The organism is Nostoc edaphicum CCNP1411, assembly GCF_014023275.1.
Classification (GTDB): Bacteria; Cyanobacteriota; Cyanobacteriia; order Cyanobacteriales; family Nostocaceae; genus Nostoc; species Nostoc edaphicum_A.
Genome location: NZ_CP054698.1, coordinates 6,290,024 through 6,311,349 on the forward strand (window position 1 = coordinate 6,290,024; position 21,326 = coordinate 6,311,349).

The following is a 21,326-nucleotide window of genomic DNA, read 5'->3' on the forward strand; positions in this document are numbered from 1 at the left end:
ACCAATGACCAATGACAAATGACCAATGACCAATGACTCTTTTAAAGTTCTGGTTTAATGCGATTGAGTTGGGAAAGTAAATATTGCGTCACTAGGGTAGGCTGTTCAGCTTGCATGAGCGATCGCACCACCGCTACACGTTCGGCTCCAGCATCAATCACATCATTGATATTATTGGCATCTATTCCCCCAATCGCAAACCAAGGGATTGAGCAATTTTTGGCTGCATAGCTGACATATTCTAAACCTGTTGCGGCTTTACCTATTTTCGTCGGAGTTTCATAAACTGGCCCCACGCCAATATAATCTACACCTTCAGCAATTGCTGCTTGCATTTCTTCTTTATTTGTGGTAGAAAGACCTATCAGACGTTGTGAACCAAGTAATTGCCTAGCAATGTTAATAGGCATATCTTGTTGTCCTAGATGCACTCCATCTGCATCCACAGCTAAAGCTACATCCACGCGATCGTTAACGATAAACAAAGCACCGTAGATATGGCATAACTGGCGTAATTTTCTAGCTTGTTCCAAACGCAAAGAATCATCAGCGGTTTTATCACGGTACTGTAGAAGCGTTAATCCACCTTTGAGTGCAGCTTCGACATTGTTCAACAAACTTTCACTAGGGGAAGTAACAAGATATAAACGCGATCGCCACAATAATTGATGGCGCTGATGACCCATTAAACTACTTTCTAGGGTATAAACTTGATAACGCATCTGCTTACAAGCTTTAGCCATATTCGGTTGGTAAAGCTTGCTATATTCTTCTAACACCCGTAACGCTTCTTCTATACGGCAAAAGTTAGCTTGCAAAACCGATTTTATACTAGCTCGTTCTTCTTCTTGAGGATGAGTTAATTCAGTCCCAGGATCGCCTGGTGTATCTCGCGCTGCCCGCAACTCTGAGGTATGCCACTTGGCTACTTCTTGTCGCAAGCGCTTGCATTCAAGAGCCAACTGGGCATTATTCAACCCAAACCGACACCATTCCTCAATAATTCGCAAACCCTCACGAGCGCGGTCTAAATTGGCATCTAAAATGCGGTAAACAACTTGCTGTATTTGCTCTTTTTGGCTGTATGGCTCGACCATTACAACAACCCCATTAGTGCTTTCATCGAAGTGTGAATTATCATAAGTCCTAGTAACCATAAGTTAATTAATTTGCTTTTTTTACTCAATTTTTGCGGAATCTACGCAAAACAACGTATTAGTGAGGGTTACGGTAAATTATCCCATGTTCCTATAGGCAGTGATAAGTGTAGTTTGAGGCTACAGTTTCGCACTAAGGTTAGTCAAGTATTTTACGGTAAATGACAAGCTTACAAAGGACTGGCAAGAGGGGATATACCAGAAAATCGATAGTGGTAGGACTTATATCATGTCCGCTTGATTACTTATGAAACCCGAAGAACCCCACCCTACAAGCCCACGGTGTATACACAAGTCAAATTACCCCCCTTAGTCCCCCCTTGCAAAGGGGGGAAATATCCGGGTTCTCCCCCTTGGCAAGGGGGAGTTAGAGGGGGTGAGAAGAACTTGTGTGTACACCGTAGCCCTTGCAAGGGGAGGGTTAGGGTGGGGTAAAACCTTGGTTAATCCCCGCAGGGTATTGCCCCTACATGAATAAAGCGCAGCCTTATATAGAATTGGTATTATGAAGGATCAAGCCTTAACCCAAGCGTATTGGCATATAACTAGCTGCGGTTATCTATCTGAGCGCGTTGCAAACTTCCAGAAAAGTCAACATAAACACTTTTCCACTCTGTAAAAACATCCAAAGCAGTAGTTCCAGCTTCGCGGTGTCCGTTACCAGTTTGTTTCACACCACCAAAGGGCAAATGTACCTCTGCACCAATAGTAGGGCCGTTAATATAAGTGATGCCTGCTTCGATATCACGCATGGCAGTAAAAGCTCGGTTGATATCGCGGGTGTAAACTGAAGAAGAAAGACCATAATTGCTATCGTTGAGAATTGCGATCGCATCCTCAAAGGAGCTAACCTCAATTAATACCACCACTGGCCCAAATATCTCTTCACGGGCGACGCGCATATCAGGAGTTACATCATCCAAAATAGTTGGTTGAAAGAAGTAACCGTTTTTCAGTGAGCCTTCACTGGCAATTTCTCCACCAATTAAAACTTTTGCTCCTTCTTCACGAGCAATATCCAAATACTTCCTCACCTGTTGGAGTTGTTTTTCATTGACTATCGGGCCAATATCTGCATTTGGGTCAATGCCAGCACCCAAGCGTAATTTACTGGTACGCTCATAAAGCATAGCGGTAAATTTTTCTTTGATATCACGATGCAAAATCAAGCGACTGGTAGCTGTACATCGTTGACCGGTTGTCCCAAATGCTCCCCACACTGCACCATCGAGAGCAAGTTCCAAATCGGCATCTTCCATCACCACTTGAGCGTTTTTACCACCCATTTCCAAACAGACACGCTTGTGAGTGCGTCCGCAAGTAGCGCCGACAAAAGCACCCGTTTCTGAAGAACCGGTAAACGAGACTAAATCGACATTGGGATGCTCAACTAAAGCTTTCCCCGCCTCTTCTCCCACACCATGCACCAAGTTAATTACTCCTGGTGGTAAACCTGCTTGTTGAAAAATTTCAATCAATTTAGTTGCACAGGCGGAAGTATCTTCGGCAGGTTTGAGAATAACTGTATTACCACATACCAAGGCTGGCATAGCTTTCCAGCAAGGAATTGCCACTGGGAAATTCCAGGGAGTAATTAAGGCACAGACTCCTATGGGCATCCGCACAGTCATGGCAAATTTATTGGACATTTCCGACGGTGTGGTTTGCCCAAATAGTCGCCTTCCTTCGCCAGCACTGTAAAATGCACAGTCAATACCTTCTTGGACATCTCCTCTGGCTTCTGTCAAGGGTTTACCCATTTCCCGACTGATTAACTGGGCAAGTTCTTCCTTATGCTGGAGTAATATTTCCCCGACGCGAAAGATGTATTCTGCCCTAGCTGGGGCGGGGACTGTGCGCCAACTGCGGTAGGCTTTACGGGCGGCGGCTACCGCTGTATCTACATCTTTAACTTGAGAACGGGGAAATGTGGCAACCACTTCGGTTTTGTCAGCAGGGTTGCGACTTTCTAGGGTTGCTTCTCCTCCAGCACTCAACCATTGACCGTCTATATAATTGCGGCAAGATAGCGGAGTTGTCATTTTGAAAATCTCCGGCTGATGATCTACTGAAACTTTGTGTATTAAGTTTGCTTGCTTTCTAGGTTATCCTCAAGTTTACAAAATTGGGGTAAGAAGCAAATATAGATATAAAAATTAAGGGATGAACGCCAACACCCCCACAGGAGAACCAGAACCACCACGCAATCTTAGAGGTGCGATCGCTAGAGTAGTACCTTTAGCTGGTAGTTGATCCAAATTTGTCAGATTTTCCAAGACAATGCGCGGTTGTTCTAAAACTAGGCGATTAATCGCAAAACTGTTATCCTGTCCAGGATCTACACCATGAGTATCAATTCCTACCCCAGCGATTTGCCGTTCATTGAGTAAAAATTGAGTCGCATCGCTGCCAAATCCGGGAAAGTGGGGAATCCCTTGAGCATCATGATTGAGGAATGCACTTTTATCCAACCACTTTTTTTGCCAACCAGTATTCAGTAAAACTACGCGGCCAGGATAAACTTCACCGTATTCTTCTTCCCAAGCCAAAACATCAGCAATAGTCAGGGCATAATCAGGATTAACCGCTGTGGCTTGGCAAATATTGATGACCACCGCAGGTACAACTAAAGATTGGGCTGGGTATTGGTCAATTCCCACGGCAAAACTATGAAAGCTGTTAGGGGCGTTGATATGGGTAGCGCTATGCTCCCCCAAGGAGAAACGCCGCAGGTAATAGCCATCATTATTTAGTTCAGCTACAGTTTCAAATTCTACTATGGGATCTCCAGACCATTGGGGAATGTCTATGTCAATGACATGACTTAGGTGGATAACCTGTGTGTAGGTGATACTATTTTGACTTCGGGGTTGTATCATCCCAGCCTTCTATTATTTGTACTCAGGGATTTTTTTCAAAGGTGCGATGCCTGGGTTGGGCTACGCCTACGCAAAGATAGTACTACCATTACAAAGTTTTTAAATCAATTTCCCTGCAACACTTGACTCTTAATTCCCTATATTATGAGAAATAATCCCCCCAATCCCTGAAAATTTCAGGTTTTTTGGGGGGTTCAAATGTTGCAGCAAAAAGTGAATTAATCTTAGTTAACAACCAATAGATTAACTTTTAATTAAATTTAGGTTAAGGTTTTGTGATATCTACGTTGAGGGTTGCTCCTGTAGTGGAATCATAACCACAAACTCAGAACCTTGTCCTGGTGCTGAAATACACTGGATTTGACCACCATGTTTGCTGACAACAATCTGGTAGCTAATTGACAAACCCATACCCGTACCTTTACCCACAGGTTTTGTAGTGAAGAAGGGATCAAATAGGCGTTTGCGTACTTCCTCAGTCATGCCTGGGCCATTGTCGGCAATGCTAATGATTACACGGTCTTCTTGAATAAAGCTACGAATGCGAATTGTGGGAATGGGGCATTGGGCATTGGGCATTGGGCATGGGGCATTGGGTATTTGGAAAACTTTTCCCCATTCCCCAGTCCCTAGTCCCCAGTCCCCAATCCCCAGTCCCTCTTCCAAAACATCGATCGCATTTGTCAACAGATTCATAAATACCTGATTCATCTGTCCAGCGTGACAGACTATTGGTGGCAGGTTGCCGTACTCTCGGATTACCTGGATTTCGGGATTTCCTGGTTTGGCTTTCAGGCGATTTTGCAATAGCAGCAAGGTGCTATCAATACCTTGATGAATATCCACTGCCTTTGTGCCGTCTTCATCATGGCGAGAAAAATTGCGTAAAGACAGGACAATCTGCCGAATGCGTTCGGCTCCCATGTTCATAGAATCCAGGATTTTGGGCAAATCTTGCTTGAGAAAGTCTAAATCAATGGCGTGGATTTGTTGGTGAATTTCTGGTGTTGGTGGGCAGTAACTCTGTTGATAAAGGTCTACTAAGTACAGCAAATCCTTAGTATATTCACGGGCGTGGGTAATATTGCCGTAAATAAAATTGACGGGATTATTGATTTCATGGGCAATACCTGCAACCAATTGTCCCAAACTGGACATTTTTTCAGTTTGAATCAGTTGCGCTTGAGTTTGTTGAAGTTTTAGCAGCGCCGCTTCTAATTGCTGGGCTTTATCTTGGGCAGTTTGGGCGGCGATACGACTTTGGGTGTAAAGTTTAGCTTGGTCAATGGCGATCGCTAGTTGAACTGTAACTGCTTGTAATAATTCTACTTCGTTGTCTAGCCAAGGTCGCAAGCCGCTACAATAACCACAGCTAAATGTGCCAATTTCACCAGATTGAGTGTGTACGGGCAGTGACATAAAGGCAGTGAAACCAAAATCCTGCAAAAACTGCCGTGCTATGGAATCGCCCACAGTCTCTACATTATTAATACGGATGATTTCTCCGTTCAAAGTTTTAGCTGCGATTAATTCGATTTCTGCATTAGTTGCTTCTTGGTCGTTAAGCAGACAGGGTAAAAAGGAACTTTTCGCCTCATATACTTTATCCCAGTATGGTACATCAGCGTCTTGCCGATACCAAAAGAAGGCGCAGCGATCAATCTGGAATAAGTTGTGAATCTCCTGCACTGCTGTTTCTACAATGTAATTGAGATCCAAGGAAGCTCGAATCTGATTAGAAAGACGATTAAGTAGTGCTTCCCGTTGGGCACTTTCTTTGAGTGCAATTTCTGCTTGTTTGCGCTTAATGCCAATAGCAATCTCCTGGGCGGCAAATTCTAATGCGATGAAAGTTGATTCTGTCACTGTTTGGCGGGAAAACATGGCTATCACCCCTACAGTTTCATCTTCAACAATTAAGGGATAGCCAGCAAAGGCAACCATACCCTCTCGCTGCGCCCACTCTTTGTTACCCACGCGGGGATCTGTCTGTACAGAGTTAGTGAGGTGGGGTTTGCCTTCTTCGGCAATCAAACCAATTTTGAATTGACCGACTGGCACACATTGATGGGGCCCATTGATATGGGTGTACATCCCCGAACTGATTTGCAACTCCAATACATTATCTTGTTTGTTCAGTATCCAGATGCGAGCAAAGGCTGCATCAAGATGTTCAACTAAAGCATCGGTGCAGCGGCGCATCATGTTCTGTAAGCTGTCACTCTGGGTAAGGGCCGCATCTACATCGGCACGAAAATTTGCTAAACGCGCCCGTTCTGCTAAAGCTTCCTCTGCTTGTTTGCGATCGCTGGTGTCATGGCAAATACCAACGAAGTTTACAATATTACCATTGGCGTCTCTAATAGCAGATGAGTTGCTTGTATGCCATCGCCAAGTACCATTTTTGTGTTGGACTCGATATTCAATTGCTTTTTGTTTTTCGCCTGTTGTCAAAATTCTTTTAAAATAATCGACACAGATATGCACATCGTCAGGATGTATAAAGGGAATAAAAGATTTGCCTTCAACCTCTGCAACCTCATGCCCAAAAACTTCTGTCCAGTTAGGAGAAACGTAGGAAAATATTCCTTCAAGTGTCAGCGAAAAAATAACGTTATTGGCATTTTCCACAATGCTGCGAAACTTGGCATCGCTTTCGATTAATGCTGCTTGAGTTTTGTCGCAGATGTCGCGGATAAGAACTATAACTTGCTGGCCTGGTAATGGTAATAACCTAGCTTCAAAAATATTGTTTTTTTCTGGTAGCGGTAAGGTATATTCAAAACTGACTTCATATTGAGTTTCAATTACTTGAGTTATTTCTTGTTGGAAGCGATCGCCTACACCAGTCGGTAAACATTCTCGCAAACTCTTGCCCTGACAATCTCCTGGTGGAATATATAGACTCTGATTCTTTCCTGGCTTGTAATCTAGGATAATTCCATCAGCATTGAGACGAAAGTAAAAATCAGGAAGCACTTGCAAAATTGCTGCCAACTCTGATGTTTTTTGGCTTAACTGTGCTTCAACTGCTTGGCGTTTTGTAGTTTCAGCTTCCAGTTTTTCTAGTGCTTTTGCTAATTCTGATGCCTGTTTATTTCCTGTAATTTTACGTAAGCGGCGAGAGGAATTCGTAGATGACGAGCAGCTTTCTGTTAGGGAAGGTTGACATACCACTCTCGGCACTTCTGTTAGATCAATACAATAACCGATATAACCGACAAAGCTACCATCTGCTGCAAATCTTGGCGCGGCTGTATCTAAAATCCAGTGATATTCGCCATCAGCCCGACGCAAGCGATATTGCCTCTGGAAAGAATCATGTACAGCAAATGCTTTTAGGTATATATCTTCACATCGCGGTCTATCTTCTGGATGGACACTACAAGTCCAGATATTGCCTATCTCCTCTCCTTGCCCAAATGCAGATGTACCTGTTGTTGTGCCAGTAAATTCCAGCCAATTGGAATTGAAGTAACAGTAAAGTGCATTGTATCCAGACATCCAAATCATCAGAGGAGCGGTATCCGCCTGCTGCCAAAATACTTTTTCATCCTGTTGTATTTCTGATGGGGCAATGATGATTTGGTTAATGTAGCTCTGCACCTTTTTAGAAAACACTTTTGCCTGCCTGCTCTGCCTAAATTATGAAGTTAATAGTCTGAAAATATGATTTCTTAATACATGGATATAATCTTTTTCATGCCAGCCTGCTAACTATCTTAATACTTTATTTATTTTTATATGTGCAGCAATTCCTCTTTTACTGTAAATAAATTTAAAAAATGCTGAAGTTATCATTAAGATTAAGTTGAGCATTTTTGGTGAATTTTAAACTCTATATGTCAGGAAGGTTGTTTGACTTTGTTTCTTCTGAAAATCACCGATAAATTCATCTTAGCTATGCAATTTCGTTGCTGAAAAACCCGATTGAACTTCACTAAAACTACATGATTCTCCGTGAGGCGTTTATGTCTTTACAAGAAATTCACAATAGTTTAATACAAAATAAATATTAATTTTTATCAAGAAGAATTCAGCACGAACTAGTGTCCGATGATTCTATTTTATATTGACCTAAATTTGTCTTAATAAAAATAATTGACTATGACAAACTGTGCTTCCAAATCGAGTTTAATTTTCGAGATGCCAAGCAGTTCTGGTATTGGAAAACTTTACGAACCTCAGTCAAACTGCGGTGACTAATGCTGCTAAAACACGCATTCTTTATGATCAACTTATCCCATCATCAACTCTTAGATTTTCGTCAACACAATCCCGACTCTGGCATTATCGATCTTAGGGACTTCCAAGAAATAAATTATCCATTTTGTGGGGTGGGCAACATGAGCGCCCTAAATCTGCGACGGGTGGGGACACCCATCCCACAAGAAATTTGGGATGTTTTGTTATTTGGAAGTCCCTTAAGGCTCCCAATCGTGGTTTTCGATATATCTATGAAATTTTAAAAATGCTTCCTAAAATGCCTGAGCCTATTTTATTAACCCAGATTTTTGCCAAGCTTACTTCTTTAGGACGTATTCATCCCGTTTCTACGGGCGTTGAACCCTCGTAAATTGGCTAAGATTGGCTGAAAGGATCACCCACACAAAAGTTATAAAAACTTTTTTTGACCAATTGACACAGACAAAAAGCTATGGGATAGTTCTACTAAACTACGGTAAATTGACCAAGATTTAGTAGTAAAGAATCGTAAATCTGATTAAAGACTTTCAAAAACTGAAGGATTTAATTGCCCGAAGTGTAAAAAAGTCTGATAATTCGCTCTTTGCAGAAGCGGGGGTGAGGTTGCACACATTTGAGACTGTGCGACTAATTTTATTCTGTCTAGTAATTTATCTGATTCACTCAGGTAAGTTTTTTTGGTGTCTACCAAGGTGAAAATACAAATGACAAATATCTTTGCAAAGACAATAGCGATCGCAACAAGTGCTGCTTCTATATCAGTGGCTTCTTTAATAATAACAGTACCTGCTCAGGCAGCATCATTCACATCATTTTCGTTTAAAACTAATGTCACAGCTACTCCGATTAACGACCCTACATCTAGTCTACTCAATGATCCCACAAGGGATATCCGGTTGGATTCAGTAGAATTTGGTGGAAAAACGATTAGTAGCTTTGAAGTTGTCACGGGAGCAGAGATTCTCCAAAATGATACATACACTCTCCCAGATGGAAATGTATTCGGTGTACTGAATTCAGGACGAGGCCCCAATACTCCTGATGACGCCCTGCTTCCAGAAGGCCCCTCAAAACCAAACCCAACTGCTCAAGACATTGTTGACAGTTTGGGGAACTTAAATCTAAATAGCATTCTGGTGACGCGAGAAAATGCAGATACAGCCAGCATTGAAGTTTCCTTCGCCAATCCCGTGAATACCTTCTTCTTTTGGGAGCGTGGTGGAGCAGCAGGTGGTCCAATTGCAGGCGATAGCGATTTATTGGTGGAAGCTTTGGGTGAAAATAATGAAGTTATAGCGACTTACAAAATTTTGAGGCAAAACTACACCAAAGCCGACTATAACATCAGTAGTCAGGTATTCCCCATCCTTAACAATGGGCCTTTCAATATTGGCTCCAGAGGCATTAGTTTAGATGGAATCACTACCCAAACACTACGATTAACTAGCTCTAACAATAATGGGCTTATTTCTGGTATTCCTAACGACAATGGGCCAGATTTCAAAGTTATAGCAGCAACGGTTAAAGCTGTTCCTGAATCCTCTACTATTATGGGCGCACTGTTAGTGGGCGGTTTAGGGATCATCTTCAAGCGTAAGAGAATAGTTATAGGCTGATATAACAAGCAGTTTTTAAACTGTTAGCTAAAATAACATAACTCTAAAGACCTCTATCACTTAGTACAACTAAGGAGAGGTCTTTTTTTGGTAAAAATCTATACCTGTAAGTCTCCCATTCATCTCCCAATACGGTAAGGCAAGAGACGCGATAAATCGCCGTCTCTACAAAGGACTGATTATTGTAAAGACGGCGATTTATTGCGGCTACACGAAACTTTACCCACCTCCGTTGGTTTAAAAATTTTTGCTTAGGCGGATTTGGCTTGTGTAGTAGTGAATTATATTCTAATACCCTTGGGTTAGCACCAAAAACCTTGTATCTTAAGGACTTACGCAAAAATTGTCTAAAACTCTTATTCCTTAAATCATTTGTATAAAAGGGTTTAATACCCACATCTTTACTAAGCGGTCTTCAATAATTTAGTGGTATAAAACCCAACTTTAGTAAAACAGAATTCAGGAGTCAGGAGCCAGAATGGGCTAAACCTTAGCTATCCGCTAACAGAATGAATTTTGATAGCGTAGCGTTAGCAAGTCATAGAGCATCTTGATTCTGACTCCTGTTAGCGTTAGCGGGGCGTTTAGCCCATTCTGACTTCTGAATTCTTCTTCAATTTTCCTAACAAAACCCAATGTTTCAAAATTGTCTTGACCGTTGAAAATGCTTCATCCCACAATCGCAAGTTAAATGAGAGAAATGCTAAATGTAATATCAACACATTGCAACAATGGCTAGAAATCGCATTTTATATGTTATAAAGCTCACAGAAATTAATGTTAGGCGGAAACTACTCTATGGAACCAGATAAACTGGGCCGTTTTAAGGAGTACGGCGAATTCATCCTCCGAAAGATAGATTCTGTGCCCCAGTACCCTTCTAAACAAGAAGATTGGGTTCCAGCTAGTCTTGATGAGTGTCTCCTGCATCTGCGGTCAGCTGCCCAGAAAACTGTAGACCTGGCAACTTCGCCTGTGAAAATTGGTGTGATGGGGGAATTCAGTAGTGGAAAAACTCTACTTTTAGGCAGTCTAATTGGATATGCTGATGCTTTGCCAGTCAGTGAAAATCCCACTACAGGTAATGTTACTGCCATACATATTATCCCGCAAGACGATTTCGCAACGACACAATTAAGTAACTTTACGGTAGAGTATCTTTCTCATGAAGGAGTACATGAGTGTCTGCGCTTCATGTTAGGGGAAGCCAATAAACGAACAACAGCAGCAGGGCTTCCTCCGATACCAGTATCAAAACTCAACTCTGGCAACGATATTATTGGCTGGTGTGAAGAAGCATGGAATAGCAGTAACAATTTAGAGCTACGTTATTTACTCCGGGAGTTGGTATTATTCTTGCGGGCTTATCAAGCTTATGGGGAAGTTATGTGTGGTGGGCACTACCAGATTGATGCTATCACCGCCCGCGAGGGGCTACAGCTAGTCGAACAGCCAATGGCAATCCAAACTCTGAAATTTGAGGATTTACCCCCAGCGCATATCCGATTACCGAGTCCACCCCAAAGGCTACCAACAAAGTTATTGCAAAACAGTTTCCCACTCATCCGCCGCGTAGATATCGATGTAAAAATATCACGGGAAATTTGGGATTTTGCAGGTGCAGCCAAATTTATTCTCATCGACTTTCCAGGGTTGGGGGCTGCTAATTCGGGCGCTAGGGATACCTTTTTGTCACTGCGAGAATTGGCAGAAGTACAAACAATTTTGGTATTGCTAAATGGTAAATCGCCGGGGAGCGATCGCGCCAATAAAATCTTTACCATGATGCAGCAGCAGCGACCAGGACAAGACCTGAAAGATTTAATTCTCGTAGGTGTGGGTCGCTTCGATCAACTACCCCTAGACAGCGAGGGTGGCGAAAGAGAACTTGACCAACTGATTGAAGATAGCCCATATTTGTACGAAGAAACGGTTTTCCAAAAACTCAAAGTTCTGCAAACTACCATTGACGGTGCAGAGGCGTTTACAACCCAAAAAGACCGGATCGTTTTACTGTCGCCACTGTTGGGATTGGCTGAATTAGCAAAACGTTCTACTACAGTCAAAGCAGGCTCACCAGATTTTTTGGCTAACTTGGATTATCCTGATTATCTAGATCGGTCTAAACGGCTACAAGATAAATGGGGGCGCTTAAGTGAACGGCTACTAGATGCTGATCCCCGTAGCTCTTTGGGCAAACAGGTAGGTTACTTTGGTCAAGATGGGGGTCTTAGTAAGCTGCGGGAATTGATTCAAACCCACGTAGCTACTCATGGTTTAAAGCAACTGTATGAAGATACTCGCAGAGCTGCTGATGTGGTGAGTCAGCAACAAGATCACTTGAAAGACATCATAGATGAAATTCACGAGCAAGGCATTCCCACAGGAGACAGTCCTGCATTTATCGAGTTGCGCTCTGTGGTCGAAAGCTTGGATAAAATCTACAGAAATTTTCAAAAAGATTTAGGAACAGAACCACTGAAAGACCGGCGCGGTGTTGTCGTCAGCGATGTAGTTAAAGACGAACTCACTTTTAGAATCCTCAATTGGAACCAGTGGACTTTACTCTTCAACAAAGCCAACAATGGAGCGATCGCTCTGGCAGAATCTAAAGGTGCAGCCGGGAAATTATTTGATCGGGGAAACCGTGTAAATACTTCCCTTCCGACTAAAAGCGATGATTTTTATCCAGTTTTTGAGAAAACCGTTAAGGAAGTAGAAGATTTTGCCCGCGATCGCATTCATCAAGCAGTGGTAGATTTATTGAACCAACTATCAAATTATGTAGCCCCAGAACGCGAACAATTGCAGATATTTTTTCATCCAGAAATGGAGCAAGAAATTGAAGATAAATTTGGTTTTGAAGATGCTGATCTCTTTTACAAGTTATTACTAGGATGCGATCCGAATGAATGGAAAGAAGCAATCATCTCGGAAATCAGTAGTAAAGACAAAACCGTTGCACCTGAAACCATCTTTCCTCTAGCGCGTCAAGACGAGAAACACAACGTTGGTCAAATCTTTGACTGGGCACCAGAAAAAAGCCAAGGCTTACCCAGATCGAGCAATCATCAACTTTTAGTCCTGCGGCTACGAGATGAAATCACCGCTAGCGCTAGCCTTCATCTTGTGCAGTATGTTAGCGAAGTTAATCAACAAATTAATTCCGAATTAGAAGGTATTTTGGATCAAATTATTCCTAGTTTGCAAAACCTTTCAAAAAAAGAAACTTTGCTCAGATATCTAGCGGCTGGGGAATTAGCACCTGAGATCGCAATTCCTACTTGGTTGCAGATTATTTCAGAACTTGCTGCTGTTTCTTATTTAGATGATTTGAGATGAGCTAACTGAGAAAATGACTGATTGCGATCGGCTTCGGAGATGAGGATGTATTTGTGAGACGTGATGCAATTTTTTATACAATTTTCAAGCGTGTCCCAGGATTGTTTTTCGAGTTAGTAGAACAGCCACCAGCCGAAGCTAGTAGCTATCGCTTTGAATCAGTTGAAGTTAAAGAACCAACGTTTCGGATTGATGGGGTGTTTTTACCTCCACCAAATGCAACATCTCAAATGATCTTTTTTGCTGAGGTGCAATTCCAAAAGGATGAGTTACTGTATCATCGCTTTTTCACCGAATCCATGCTGTATATGTATCGTAACCCGTCGCTTTACGATGACTGGTATGGGGTAATTATTTTACAGTCTCGCAACTTGGAACCGGAAAACACGACTATTCACAGATCGTTACTGAACAGTTCCCAAGTACAACGAATTTATTTGGATGAGTTAGGTAATCCTGATGAGCAAAAAGTAGGTATCAGTTTGATGCAGTTGACTATTGCTTCAGACAATCAAATGGTGCAAGAAGCGAAACGTTTAATTGAGCGGGTGCAGCAAGAGCAGATAACTGTTTTAGCTAAGAAGGAGATAATAGATGTAATCACAACGATCGCTGTTTATAAATTTGCCAACTTAAGTCGTGAAGAGGTAGAGGCAATGTTAGGAGTTAAGTTAGAAGAAACTAGAGTTTATCAAGAAGCTAAACAAGAAGGACGAGAAGAAGGACGAGAAGAATTAAAACTTGAACTTGTACCTCGGTTCTTAGCTCGTGGTATGTCGATGGAAGAGGTTGCCCAGTTACTTGATTTAACTATCGAACAAGTAAGACTTGCAACTGAGCAATAATCTTCAACATCAACTTAGTAACTGCCGTAATTTTCATAGCAATGCCAAGTTTGGGCTACGCCTACGCCCTTTCATATAAAAAAAAGCGTAGCCCTACGTAGATATCGCGCCAAATAAAAAAGCCAGTGCTAAAGAGAATCAGTGGTACAAGACCAAAGAATTCTCTAAATTTGTAATTTTATGATACAACATTACAGTTTTTAGCCAGCTATAAAACAAACAACAGAAAGTGATACTATAATGAACCCTTTTCAACTCAACAAATATAGTGATCAAGAACCAAGCGAGAAACCACAAAAAAGATTTCCGGGATGGTTTGCTTTAGATTTTGGTACGTCAAACTCCACAGTTACACTCTTCGATCCCATTGAAGTACCGATCGCAGAAATTCTCCCCAAAGAACAAGAGATGCGGTTGCGCGATCGCTTATCACAATGGCTGAGTTCTCCCGCCTCTGTGGCTTTACCAGATGTCAGCGATGATGATTGGGCAAAGTTTATCATCGAAATTAGCAAAAATCTGGAGATAGAACCCAGCCGATTGAGTGAAGTATTTGAAAGTGACAATAAAGAGCGATTTTTGGAAGCAATTCGCCAAATTGAGCTTTCTTTAGGAAACAGCGAGAGGTTTCGCCGTGCTGTCAGCAAAAAACTTTACCAAATCTATCATGAGGTATTCCGCGTCCCTACCCTAGAGTCGCAAAATCTGATCCCAGTTGTGCTAGATATCGATCGCCGCGATACGGAAATTCCCAGCGAGTTGGAAATTTCGCAGTTAGGGGACTTAAAACTGCGGATGGGTAGGGAAGCTAGAGATAACCGCAAAAAAGCGATCGCTCAAGGTACAAGCAGTTCTTTAAAGGAAATTATCAGCAGATTTCACCATTCACCCAAACGCTATTTTGGTCAGGAGCGATCGTTTTCAATTATTTTGGATGGTGAAGAAGAAATAATTACTGCTAATCAACTAATCCAATCTGCTTGGGCGCATTTAATCGAGTTAACTGAAGATTACCGTCAACGCGCCCAACGCAGATTTTCAGAAGGGACTTTTTTAACAGCAGTTGTCACTTACCCAACTGTCGCCCCACCAGTTGTTCGCAAGGAAGTTAAGGAATTTGTTGAGCAATTGGGGATCGATGATGTCCAAACTGCTTATGATGAAGCCGTTTCCGTGGCAATATTCTTTTTGTGGCGAGAATTTGGCGGTAATCTAAATATTGGCATCGAATCATTCAAAACTCGTTGCCGTCAAGTAGGAAATAAATGGTCACAAAATGTCCTCGTGTTGGATATCGGTGGCGGAACCACAGACTTAGCTTTAATTGAACTAACTTTAGAAGATAAAACCCCTACTTTTGCCGATTATGAAGACCGAGGTTTAGGAGGACGTTACTATAAACTTACTCCCAAACTATTAGGCTCTTCCGGTCATTTACAGTTAGGTGGTGAATTAATTACACTGCGAATTTTTAGATTATTAAAAGTTGCGATCGCAGACTTTTTATTGACAGCCGTAACAACAGGTGATATTGAAAGCGAAAAGCTAGAAGATTTAATTAGTTCTGAATTAAACGAGCGTTTTTTAGAACAAGGCAAATTCAAAACTGGCAGTATTTTAAAATGTCTAGATAAAGAGAATCCAGAAGGTGATATTGCTTACAAAGATGCCCTAGATACCGCAGAGAAAGTATTACCTACCCGTTGGCAACAAGCACCCCAACGCCTGCAATCATTTTATATCCTTTGGGATTATGCGGAAGCCGCTAAACTTAAACTTGGGCAAAAAGCACCATCAGATAATTCTCTATTAACCTTCACACTTACTGAACAACAAATTTCCGAACTACTTACCCAAAGTACCGTTAAATTGCAAGTTCAAGATCCAAATAACATCTGCGTTACCCTAGATAACCATCAATTTGAACGTGCCGCCGTTGCAGGAATTAAAGAAGCGATCGGGATTGCTAAAGGATTGATGGAAAGTCGCTTGCGTCCCGATGATCTCACCAAAGATTCTTGGAATTCCCAAAAAGTTGATTGGTTAATTTTGTCTGGAAAAACTTGTAATTTAGACATAGTGCAGCGCCAAATCTACCAAGAATTTAGTAAGTCTCCATATTTTGTCTGGAATCCAGAACGAATTACCTTTGTGTTGGAATTTACCAAATTAGCCACCTCCGCTGGTGCTTGCTATGCTGAGAAACTGCGAAGATTAAGGTTCGATCCAGAAGAGTCCAAAAGCTTGTTGCGTAAGGGAGCCAACCAGCTAGAAATTGATGTCAAAAATCTGTTTTATTATTTGCCTTGTAACTTCAAACGCAAAACTCAAAGTAACGATTTACTGACCATATTTAAAGCTGGACAAGAACTCTATCAACTCGCACCTTGGGAAACTGTCGCCAAAGTTCGTACTGCATGGCAAGGAATCCAATTAACTAATATTATTTACCGTCAAGACTACGAGGATGGAGATTTACGACTATGGGGTAGCTTTGACGGCAAAAACCTCATGAATAAACTGGGAATGCCAGAAGCGGAGTTTCTGAAAAAAATTAAAGTCCAGTTTGAAATTGACCAAACCCTTGAGTTTAATGTGTTGCTTTGTCAAGGAAATCCCCATTATTTAATTGATATTCCTGGCATTGATTTGGAATCGGTAGTTTCAGAATATTCAGCGCTATTTACTGATGGTAAATTAAATTGGAATATTGCTGTGGAAGGCTTTAATAAAGACTTAAATGATGGTGATATTGCCGTCAATGTTATTGAGTCTGCAACTGTTGATCAGCCAGATGCTTATCATCTTGTATTTGAAGTAGGAAATGATGGTAGTAAGTTGTTCCAAAAATTTCACTATCTGCGTGATGGTGTGACGGAACCAGGAATTGGGTTAATTAGTAATCCCTTACCTCCTTTCCCGCAAACTGGCCAGCATACTTTCTATGTTTATCAAACAGATACAGAAACTAACAGCAAAAAATGGATAAGAATTGGCGCACTCACCAAACCAGATCTGACAACAGATTACCCTTGCCAATATCGGGTAACTCTCGATGATCAAGGTATTCTGCGGATGCACGCTGGTGAAGTACCTTACTGGACATCAAACAGTCAGGAATGTCTAAAAGAAGAGGGATGCGTTTATCTTGCTGAATTAGAATTGCAGCCCAATGAAGTTGATAAAGAACGCGATCCATTTTGCGGCATACATTAAACCTCTGTGTTCCTCTGCGCTGAAAGAAATTAAGTTTTTTAAACGCAAAGGAGCGCGGAGTAAACGCTAAGGGGCGCAGAGGTTTGCCAAGTTAATTTGCTTCACATACAGGTAATATTTGGAGGTGATATTCATGCAGCACTTGCGTCAATTATTAGAGGTAGAAAACTCAGAGTTAGCCCGGTTACTGCGGTTTAGTTTGTATGGACTAGAGGCTACTTTAAATCAGGCTCGCGCAGAATTTCCACTAGATCCTGGATCTAAAATATGCGATGAAGTGCTGCAAGAACTTCATAACCTGTTGCAACCTGAACCGCCACAGCAAAATATTGGTTGGGAAGATGCGCCAGCTGATTTAAAACTCAGTCACCTGCGAGAAGCTTTTAATTCTGACTCAGAACTGAATTATTATCTGGGTAATTCCCAACTACAAAGCACAACGGATTCTGATTTGTGGAATGAGATTCAACGTAAACTGCTGCGAGTCCCAGAGGATTTGGCTACAATTTGGCGATCGCGCACCTTGGATTTAGCTCAAGAAGTTGGTGCGATCGCAGATAATTCTAACCTCTTTCAACTTCCCTTTGTCCGTGATGAAATTATCTACCCTGGCCTTAGTGGTACTGTTCAAACTCAGGGGTTGAAGTTGTATCAACAAGCACTTTCAAATTCTCAAAATACCCAAGGGAATGCATCCGATTTACCAGCGGCATTCCTATTTTTATATATGAATTTTATCGAAATAGACCCAGATTTACATCATGCTTTAAAGAGCGTTTTTGGCTTTGATGTCGTTTCCTTACACTCCAAACCAGAACAACGACATCAATATATTGATGCTTTAAGCGATCGCTTCCAACGCACCCAAAAAGCTGAGAAAAATACTGATCCCCTGTCAATTCTCCGTGCTTGGATTGACATGGACGAAGCCATACATTCCCTAGTATTCATACCACCAGCTGAACGCTATTCTTGGTGGGGAAAGCTACAACAAGAATCACGACGTATTTTGAAGAAAGTCGCTGATGAGGCAATTAATGCTGGTAATGAAGTGCGAATTCGCCAATTATCAGGGCTTTATGCAGATATCTGTGCTTCATCCAAGGATGACTTACAACTAGATTGTGGTGGTATTCCTGGTGAAGTCTTAACTTGTCTTCGAGTATATACGCGAATCAATCAAGAAGAATCTCCTGGTCGTGTAATATTTCGCTCATCACGGTAGTTGCTGGCGAGTTTTCTAATTCTTGAGATTATGAGGCAAGGCAGACAATTTTACTAGTCCCCGCCTTGCCTCATAATCTAATGAAGGTAAAAACGTTTAAATCTAAAGGATGCCCCAGAAGTGTAAAATCCCTTGACCAGAAAATACTTCAAGTGCAACGGCAGATAAAAAACCAATCATTGCAAAACGACCGTTCCAGTTTTCGCTCTGAGGAGTGAAGCCCCAACGCAAAGCATTAGGATCTTCTGAAACCGAAGGCGTAGTCTTCTTAATGTCTGCCATAAATAATACTCCGAGCTTTATGTTGTAACAGTTATAACTGCCTGTAAAGTAATGTAACAGATTTTTACGGAAATGCAACATAAAATCAAGTCAAAATTCGGCAGTATATATTACGGGTACGTAATTTAATCTTAACAAGTTTGCGATGCCTACGGCGGCAAGCTACGCAGCAACAGCAAATTACCTATGACTCAATACAGTTCAGATAAGACCAAAACACTTGTAGAGACGGCGATTTATCGCGTCTCTAAAACCCACAATTTTGCACAATTAGCCCTTACCCAAGCGTATTGACCTATGACTCACTACCGGGAAAAAATACAGGTAAGACAAACGCCGTCAGAATTCCACCCAGCACAATAACCTCAATAATTCTGAGGTAAAAATTGTTTTGCATAAAATTATTCATTACTGCACCAAAGTTAGCCTGTAAACTAGTCAACCAAGCACGGAAACGACTAGACCATTCAGCAGGGCTATCTTCGGGGCGAAACTTCCACGAAAACATAGAGAGTAACAACGGCGCACCACCCACCTTGGTAGACATCAAAACATGAATCGCCACACAGCAAACCATCACAACCCAAGCACAAAGGTGGAGTGAGTACCAAATATGATGTAGCTGCCCTGCTGGAAGCCACTCTTCCTTCATCATCCTGCCAGAGTTCACAGCCAAAACAGCGGCGATAAGCATGAGAGTATTTGCCAGACGTTGCAAGCTAACCCACCAAATCGGCTTGCCAACCTGGGTTAGTTGCCGCCAAGAATCAGATTGAACAAGGCGCTTTTGTCCAGCATGAAAGCTATAGAGGGCAAAAGCTGGTAGAAGAAGTAAGAAACATAATGCAAAAGTGCCGTGAATGCCCTGAATATCCCCAATTTGAGGAAATGGGATTCTGCCAAATCTGCGATCGTATGTATTGTAAACCAGAAATCCGGTAATGATTGCCGCGATAACTAAAATTCCACTTAAGCCGTGAAGAATTCGCAACAACAAAGGTTGATAGGGTGCAGAACGGGGCATAAAAAGAATCCTGAGTAGATGATTGTAGGAGTATTGAATAGATAATTTAAGCTTTTGGTGAGGCAAGAAAATTGTCCTGGATATTTCACATAATAATTACAATTATTTCTAATAAGAGTGCTTAATCCCCACTGGCTGGTAGCTCAATATTTATACCATAAAGAAAAAGCTATCTGTTGTTGATAAACTAAGTTAATATGACATTCATGCTTACATATAGTAGCTGAGGTGTAGTGCCGTAAGTCAGGTTTTAAGCTTTGAATTAAGTGATGAAGTTTACGCGGCATTGCAGCAACAAGCCGAGGACGTAGGCGTATATCTTGCAGAATTCGTAGCTACTTCCATAGAACAGCAATATGCTTTTGTAAGACGTGAAAATTCGCAACCTGAAACAGAGAAAGAAGCAGTTCGTCAACGCTTCCGAAGTCATGCTGGAAACATTAACCTCGGTTACGCTACAGGAGTAGATAATGAAAGCATTGATGCTGATTTGGTCAAAGCATACAGTAATACCTAGGCATTAACCACCGACTATTATTTTGAGCAGGAAGGCTTTCGACGTTTGTTGTTTCCCCAAGTATGAAGATTTATACGAATTATGCTCAAAAGTCCTTTACGATATCCTGGCGGTAAGTCAAAAGCAATAAATCAAATAGCTGAATACTTGCCAGAGAGCTTTTCAGAATTTCGAGAGCCTTTTGTGGGTGGTGGTTCTGTATTTATCTATTTAAGACAAAAGTTTCCTCATCTCAAAATTTGGATTAACGATTTAAACCGCGAACTCTTTTTGTTTTGGAAGTCTGCCCAATCTGAGCTACCTCAATTAGTTCAAGAAATTCGACATATTAAAGTCAAATATACAGATGGTAAACTACTCTTTACAGAATTAACTAGTGTAGATGTAAATAATTTATCTGATTTAGAAAGAGCGGTTAGGTTTTTTGTACTCAATAGAATTACTTTTTCAGGAACTGTAGAATCAGGTGGTTTTTCCCAAGAAGCTTTTCATAAAAGATTTACTTATTCTTCAATAGAACGACTCGAAAAGTTAGAAAATATCTTATCAAAAAACGTCCAAATTACTAATTTAGATTACAGCCATCTATTAAAATCCGAAGGAGAAGATGTATTTTTATTTTTAGATCCACCATACTTTAGTGCTACTAAATCAAAACTTTATGGTAAAGATGGTGACTTGCACACTTCTTTTGAACATCAGAGATTTTCTGAACTATTGCAACAATGTCATCATCGCTGGCTAATTACCTACGACAACTCAACGCAAATTCGAGAAAATTTTCAATGGGCTAATATTTCAGAGTGGGAATTGCAGTATGGCATGAATAACTATAAGCAGAGTGGTGCAGCCAAAGGAAAAGAATTATTCATTACTAATTACGAAGTTAAACTTTATTTGGAGAAAAAATCACAAGTTCAGAATCTTGCTAATCCAGCTTTGCAATTGAGCCTTGAGATTTAAACCTAATTTTGATAGCTTTCAATTTTCCGGTAGGATAACCCCATAGCTCTCAAT

The 21,326-nt window shown here is 41.3% G+C and carries 13 protein-coding genes and 2 pseudogenes; 9 read left to right on the top strand and 6 right to left on the bottom strand.

All coding sequences use genetic code 11. The annotated features are described in order from the left end of the window. Nucleotides 1-41: 41 nt before the first annotated feature. The 4 genes from HUN01_RS29280 to HUN01_RS29295 form a co-directional block, all read right to left on the bottom strand. Nucleotides 42-1,157, bottom strand: coding sequence for a thiamine phosphate synthase (locus HUN01_RS29280; RefSeq protein WP_181929112.1), 1,116 nt, complete (start codon nucleotides 1,155-1,157; stop codon nucleotides 42-44). A gap of 545 nt (nucleotides 1,158-1,702) precedes the next feature. Then, nucleotides 1,703-3,199 carry an aldehyde dehydrogenase family protein gene (locus HUN01_RS29285; RefSeq protein ID WP_181929113.1) on the bottom strand — a complete coding sequence of 499 codons (1,497 nt, stop codon included), beginning with the start codon at nucleotides 3,197-3,199 and terminating at the stop codon, nucleotides 1,703-1,705. A 114-nt stretch (nucleotides 3,200-3,313) separates the two neighbouring features. After that, a complete protein-coding gene (locus HUN01_RS29290; RefSeq protein ID WP_181929114.1) occupies nucleotides 3,314-4,036 on the bottom strand; it encodes a cyclase family protein in 723 nt (240 codons plus the stop codon). A gap of 282 nt (nucleotides 4,037-4,318) precedes the next feature. Next, nucleotides 4,319-7,657, bottom strand: a complete 3,339-nt coding sequence (locus HUN01_RS29295; RefSeq protein ID WP_238845711.1) for a PAS domain S-box protein — start codon at nucleotides 7,655-7,657, stop codon at nucleotides 4,319-4,321. Between the two features lie 435 nt (nucleotides 7,658-8,092). Between HUN01_RS29295 and HUN01_RS36695 the strand changes: the two are divergent. The 7 genes and pseudogenes from HUN01_RS36695 to HUN01_RS29330 all read left to right on the top strand — a co-directional run. After that, nucleotides 8,093-8,334 (top strand): annotated as a pseudogene (locus HUN01_RS36695) (IS4 family transposase); the annotation flags it as partial. A 125-nt stretch (nucleotides 8,335-8,459) separates the two neighbouring features. Then, nucleotides 8,460-8,612: pseudogene (locus tag HUN01_RS29305) on the top strand (IS4 family transposase); the annotation flags it as partial. 334 nt (nucleotides 8,613-8,946) lie between these two features. After that, nucleotides 8,947-9,858 (top strand): exosortase-dependent surface protein XDP2, encoded by a 912-nt coding sequence (locus HUN01_RS29310; protein WP_181929115.1) that lies wholly within the window; start codon nucleotides 8,947-8,949, stop codon nucleotides 9,856-9,858. Nucleotides 9,859-10,656: 798 nt separating this feature from the next. Next, on the top strand, nucleotides 10,657-13,200 hold the full coding sequence (locus HUN01_RS29315) for a P-loop NTPase family protein (protein ID WP_181929116.1): 2,544 nt from the start codon (nucleotides 10,657-10,659) through the stop codon (nucleotides 13,198-13,200). A gap of 53 nt (nucleotides 13,201-13,253) precedes the next feature. After that, on the top strand, nucleotides 13,254-14,045 hold the full coding sequence (locus HUN01_RS29320; protein WP_181929117.1) for an Rpn family recombination-promoting nuclease/putative transposase: 792 nt from the start codon (nucleotides 13,254-13,256) through the stop codon (nucleotides 14,043-14,045). Between the two features lie 240 nt (nucleotides 14,046-14,285). Continuing rightward, complete coding sequence (locus HUN01_RS29325) at nucleotides 14,286-17,261, top strand: acetate and sugar kinases/Hsc70/actin family protein (RefSeq protein WP_238845713.1); 2,976 nt, start codon at nucleotides 14,286-14,288, stop codon at nucleotides 17,259-17,261. A 133-nt stretch (nucleotides 17,262-17,394) separates the two neighbouring features. After that, on the top strand, nucleotides 17,395-18,486 hold the full coding sequence (locus tag HUN01_RS29330; protein WP_181929118.1) for a hypothetical protein: 1,092 nt from the start codon (nucleotides 17,395-17,397) through the stop codon (nucleotides 18,484-18,486). A gap of 102 nt (nucleotides 18,487-18,588) precedes the next feature. On the opposite strand, the gene HUN01_RS29335 is transcribed toward HUN01_RS29330, so the two are convergent. Together HUN01_RS29335 and HUN01_RS29340 are read right to left on the bottom strand one after the other, a co-directional pair. Continuing rightward, on the bottom strand, nucleotides 18,589-18,768 hold the full coding sequence (locus HUN01_RS29335; RefSeq protein WP_181929119.1) for a high light inducible protein: 180 nt from the start codon (nucleotides 18,766-18,768) through the stop codon (nucleotides 18,589-18,591). 295 nt (nucleotides 18,769-19,063) lie between these two features. Next, nucleotides 19,064-19,792, bottom strand: coding sequence for a cytochrome b/b6 domain-containing protein (locus HUN01_RS29340; protein ID WP_181929120.1), 729 nt, complete (start codon nucleotides 19,790-19,792; stop codon nucleotides 19,064-19,066). 286 nt (nucleotides 19,793-20,078) lie between these two features. Here HUN01_RS29340 and HUN01_RS29345 point away from each other — a divergent pair, with 286 nt between their 5' ends. Both HUN01_RS29345 and HUN01_RS29350 read left to right on the top strand, forming a co-directional pair. Continuing rightward, a complete protein-coding gene (locus HUN01_RS29345; protein ID WP_238845715.1) occupies nucleotides 20,079-20,309 on the top strand; it encodes a hypothetical protein in 231 nt (76 codons plus the stop codon). Between the two features lie 81 nt (nucleotides 20,310-20,390). Next, nucleotides 20,391-21,272 (top strand): DNA adenine methylase, encoded by an 882-nt coding sequence (locus tag HUN01_RS29350; RefSeq protein WP_181929121.1) that lies wholly within the window; start codon nucleotides 20,391-20,393, stop codon nucleotides 21,270-21,272. Nucleotides 21,273-21,326: the final 54 nt, after the last annotated feature.